The organism is Thioalkalicoccus limnaeus (genome assembly GCF_041197575.1).
GTDB classification, from domain to species: domain Bacteria; phylum Pseudomonadota; class Gammaproteobacteria; order Chromatiales; family Chromatiaceae; genus Thioalkalicoccus; species Thioalkalicoccus limnaeus.
The window spans coordinates 1-4776 of the sequence record NZ_JBDKXB010000057.1 but is presented as its reverse complement, the minus strand read 5'-3'; the positions used below and the strand labels follow the sequence as shown (position 1 = coordinate 4776).

At 69.3% G+C, this 4776-nt stretch carries 5 protein-coding genes; all 5 read right to left on the bottom strand.

Going from position 1 to position 4776, the window contains the following annotated elements; all coding sequences use genetic code 11:
* Positions 1-105: 105 nt before the first annotated feature.
* A complete protein-coding gene (locus ABC977_RS17900; RefSeq protein WP_369668632.1) occupies positions 106-273 on the bottom strand; it encodes a hypothetical protein in 168 nt (55 codons plus the stop codon).
* A 73-nt stretch (positions 274-346) separates the two neighbouring features.
* Positions 347-1345 carry an ABC transporter ATP-binding protein gene (locus ABC977_RS17895; protein WP_369668631.1) on the bottom strand — a complete coding sequence of 333 codons (999 nt, stop codon included), beginning with the start codon at positions 1343-1345 and terminating at the stop codon, positions 347-349.
* The gene (locus ABC977_RS17890; RefSeq protein WP_369668634.1) at positions 1345-2334 is read right to left on the bottom strand and encodes an ABC transporter ATP-binding protein; all 990 of its coding nucleotides are present in this window, start codon (positions 2332-2334) and stop codon (positions 1345-1347) included. The genes ABC977_RS17895 and ABC977_RS17890 overlap by 1 nt, the downstream gene beginning before the upstream one ends.
* 20 nt (positions 2335-2354) lie before the next feature.
* Positions 2355-3698, bottom strand: a complete 1344-nt coding sequence (locus ABC977_RS17885; RefSeq protein ID WP_369668630.1) for an ABC transporter permease — start codon at positions 3696-3698, stop codon at positions 2355-2357.
* Positions 3695-4776: ABC transporter permease (locus ABC977_RS17880; RefSeq protein WP_439849210.1), on the bottom strand; the 1082-nt coding region annotated here is incomplete at its 5' end. The genes ABC977_RS17885 and ABC977_RS17880, both read right to left, overlap by 4 nt.

Here is a 4776-nt window from a genome sequence, read left to right as displayed (position 1 = left end):
GCAGGACCCCGGCGCGCGCAGGGGGAGCGAGACGCTGTCACCTTGGTTGGATGAAAGGTGCAGAACCACCCCGGCGCACGCATGGGACCTGGGCCGAAGCGGCGGTCAGCGGCGGCGGACGATGCCGGCGACGCCGACGAAGATGCCGAGGAAGGCGGAGATGAAGGCGGCCAAGGCCAGCAGGATGCCCGGTTCGATGAGGCGCATGGTCTGGGCGAGCAACAGGGCGAGACCGGTCAACGCGAGCGCGAGGCCGGTGAGGATCAGTCCCACGAGGGCACCTCTCGTCGTCGACCGGGCCGGCTGTGGCTCTGGCATGACGCCGCGACATGCCTCGCCACGGCCGTCAGGCATGCAACCAGCAGGCGGTCAGGTGGCCGGCTTGCGGCTCGAACAGCGGCGGGTCCATGACCTCGCAACGGCCGGCGATCGCCTGCGGGCAGCGCGGATGGAAACGGCAGCCAGGCGGCGGGTTGACCAGGCTCGGGGGCTCGCCAGCCGGGATCGAGCGGACGCGCGTTGCGTTCGCGGCGTCCGGATCGGCGATCGCGGCGAGCAGGGCCTGGGTGTAGGGATGCAGCGGGCGATCGAGCAGGGCATCGACTTGGGCCTGTTCGACGATGCGCCCGGCGTACATCACGAACAGGCGCTCGGTGAAATGGCGCACCGTCGCCAGGTCGTGCGTGATGAAGACCAGCGTCAGGCGGCGCTCGCGCTGGATCTCGCGCAGCAAGGTCAGGATCTCGACGCGGACCGAGGCATCGAGCATCGACACTGGCTCGTCGGCGATGATCAGGTGCGGCGCGAGGATCAGCGCGCGAGCGATCACGACGCGCTGCTGCTGGCCGCCGCTCAGCATGTGCGGGAACTTCGGCAGGACCTCGTCGGGCGGGGTGAGGCGCACCTCCTCGAGGACCGCGCGGATGCGCCGCTCGCGCTCGTGCCGGTCGCTGACGCCATGAACGATCAGGGGTTCGGCGAGGATCCGCCGGACATCGAGGAACGGCGGAAGCGCCCCGTACGGATCCTGCTGCACGTAGCCGACGCGCGCGCGATAGTCCTTCAGCGCCCGCGCATCGAGTCGCCCGAGATCCTGGCCCTCGAAATCGACGACGCCGCCGCTCGGCCGATGCAGCCCGAGCAGCGTGCGGGCCAACGAGCTCTTGCCGCAGCCACTCTCGCCGACGATCGCCACGGCCTCGCCGCGGGCCAACTCGAAGCTGACGCCATCGACGGCGCGCACCGAGCCGACGCGCATGAATCCCCATTGACGCAGCTCGAACCAGGTCCGAAGGTCGCGCACCGCGAGCAGCGGACCCGTGGTCTGTTCCGGGTGCGAGGCCATCAGGTCGACCCTCCCGGGGCCGCCAGCCAGCAGCGCACCGCGTGCCGGCCGGGACGCTGGAAGATCGGCGGCTCCTCGACGCAGCGCCCATGGCGTCGCGGACAGCGCTCGGCGAACCGGCAGCCGGCCGGCGGCGACAGCAGGCTCGGCGGCTGCCCGGGGATGTGGCTCGGCCGCTCGGCCTGATGCAGACGCGGCACGCTGGCCATCAAGCGCTGCGCATAGGGGTGCAAGGGCTCGCGGAAGAAGCCGGCCGCGTCGCTGACCTCGACGATCTGGCCGGCGTACATCAGCGCGACCCGGTCGGCCAGCTCGCTCGAGGTCGCCACGTCGTGCGTGATCAAGATGAAGCTGGTGCCGAGCTCGGCCTTGATCTGCTTGAGCCGGTTCATGATGCTCGCCTGGGTCAGGACGTCGAGGGCCGAGGTCGGCTCGTCGAGGATCACCAGATCCGGCTCGGTGACCAAGGCCATCGCCAACACGACGCGCTGGCGCATGCCGCCCGAGAGCTCGAACGGATAGCGCTGCAGGAAGTCCGTCGCGACGCCGACCAGCGCGAAGGTCTCGGCGGCGCGCTCGAGCGCGCGCGCGCGCGACCAGCCGCGGTGCACGCGCAATGGCTCGGCGACCTGCTCGCCAACGCGCACGACGGGGTTCAACGCGTTCATCGACGCCTGCATCACGAGTGCGATGCGCACCCAGCGCACGTCGACGCGCAGGCGCTCCTCGGACAGCGCGAGCAGATCCAGGCCGGCGAGTCGCACCTGACCCGAGACCTGATCGACATTGCGCGGCAACAGCCGCAACAAGGCCTTGGCCAGCGAGCTCTTGCCGCAGCCGGATTCACCGAGCACGACCAGGGCTTCTCGCCGGCGTAGATCGAAGCTGACGCGATCGACGGCGCGCACCGGGCCGCGGCTAGTCCGGTAGGAGAGGCACAGGTCCTCGACGACCAATAGCGACCGCTCGGCGTCGGCGCGCGGGGGCATCGCATCGCGCGGCTCGGTCATCAGAGGCTCCGCAGCCGTGGGTTGAAGACCCGGTCCAGCGCGAAGCCGAGCATCGCGAAACCCAGCCCGGTCAGCATCAACAGGCCAGCGGGTCCGAGAACCCAATAGTAGTAACCGTTGTAGAGCGCGCTCTGGGCCTGCGCGTCGTTCAAGACCTTGCCCCAGGTCGGCAGCAGCGGATCGCCGAGCCCGAGCAGTGCAAGGGATGCCTCGAGGAACACGAAGCTCGGGATCAGGGTCACGAAGGTCGGGATCAGCACCGGCAGGATCCGCGGGATCATGTAGCGCAGGATGATCCGCATCGAGCCGGCGCCGTACGCCCGCGCCGCCTCGATATAGGGCGCCTCGCGCAGCGGCAACAGCATGGCCCGGTACATCTTGATGCCGGCGCTGAAGATGCCGAGCGCGATCACGACCCCGAGCATGACCCAGATGCTGGTCGAGTAGAGGGTCCCGATCATGACCAGGATCGGCAGCATCGGCAGGATGATGTTGACCTCGGTCAGGCGCTGGATCGCGGCATCGAGCCAACCGCCGAACCAGACCCCGGTCGCGGCGATGACCAGTGTCGTCAAGGTCGTGCCGACCGCGGCGAGCAGGCCGAAGGCCAGCGCGACCGGCGTGCCCCAGAGCAGGGCGACCATCAGGTCGCGGCGCCGGTGGTCGGTGCCGGCCAGACCATGCACGCGGCCGTAGACGACGAGCTCGGCGGTCAGGTCGCTGTCGGCCGCGGCGGTATCGAACTGGATCGCCTCGAGCAGGAGCTGAAAGCGACCCGGCTGCACGCGGGCCGGCTGCGCCGGGTCGTCCGGTTCGGCGAACAGCCCGACATGCGGCACGCGCCCGAGGCGCCGCTCGAGCGCCCAGTCCTGCGACAGCGAGATCCGGGCATCGCCGCTGATCCGCTGGCCGCCGAGCGGGATCTCGCGGCCATCGGGGGTCTGCCAGGTCAGACGGACGAAGGCCTCGCGGCCGTCGGCCGGGGTCGCGAGGAACAGGTTCAGTTCGCTCGGAAAGGCCGCGTGGTGGTACTCGAAGACGAGCGGGATCCGCAGTTGGCGCACGCCGTCGTAATCCCGCCGCTCGGCGTCGGCCGGTTCACCGCGGATCACCTGCGTGCGCGGCCGGTCGGCCCCGTCGAGCCAATTGGTCCAGACCGGCTGGGCATTGACCGGATGCATTCGCCAAGGCTCGCCGCCGCGCCACAGATCCAGCGCCTGCGAGTAGGGAATCGCGACCAGCGTATAGACGGACAACCCGACCAGGAACAGGATCAACGACAGACCGAGCACGGCCGACGGGTAGCGCTTCAGCGTCGCGAGACCGGACGACCAGCGGCTCATCGGCGCCCCTCGCCGACGCGCACGCGCGGGTCCAGGATCGCGTAGAGGATGTCGAGCAGGAACACGGTGATGGCGAGTAGATAGGCGAAGATCACGACCGAACCGATAATGACCGGCGTATCCCGGTAACCGATCGCCTGGAACAGCAAGGTGCCGAGTCCCGGCCAGTTGAAGACCTGCTCGAGGATGATGGCCCCGCCCCAGAGGCCGATCAGCATCAGCGCGAAGCTGGTCACGATCGGCGACAAGGTCGGGCGCAGGATGTAGCGGCGCTCGATCAAGCGCGGGGCCAGGCCCTTTGCGCGGGCCATCTCGACATAGTCCTCGCTCGAATGGATCAGGAAGAAGGTCCGCCAGGAATAGATGGCCATGAAGATCGACGACAGGAACATCGCCGCGACCGGCAGGATCATGTGCTGCGCCAGGCTCGCGGCGTAGGCCCAGGCGTTATCCGGCGGCGGCACCCGGACCATGCCGCCGGCCGGCAGAACCGGGATCACGAACGCGAAGATCAGGATCAAGAAGATGCCGTAGAACCAGCCGGGCGCGGCCGAGCTCGGCGCCAACGCGATGACCAGCCGATCGAGCGCGCTGCCGTACCGGCGCGACAGCGCGAGCGCGATCCACACGGAGCTGAAGAAGACCAGCAGATTCGCGGTGCCGAACAGCAACAGCGTCGCCGGCAACCGCTCGGCGATGATCCGGTGCACCTCGCGCGCGCCCTGGTCGCTGTGCATGTGTTCGGCACGGCCGAGGTCGAGCCGCATCGCGCGTTCGAGGTAATCGAAGCTGCGCAGCACGAAGGGTTGATCGAGGCGCAGCCGCTCGACCTCGAGCGCGACGCGGCGCTCGATCAGCGCGTTGCGCTCGGCGCTCGACATGTCGAAGAAGGCCGGGTCGGCACGCACCTGCTCGGCGATCGTCGAGCGGATCTGCACGAGCCTGAGCTCGTCGACCTGCCCGCCCATGTTCGCGATGACGATCGTCAGGTAGACGCCGACCAGCACCGTCAGAAAGAGCGCGAACAGGCGTCGCGCCGTGAACCAGGCGAGCCGTTGCAGATCGCGCGCGCGGCCCC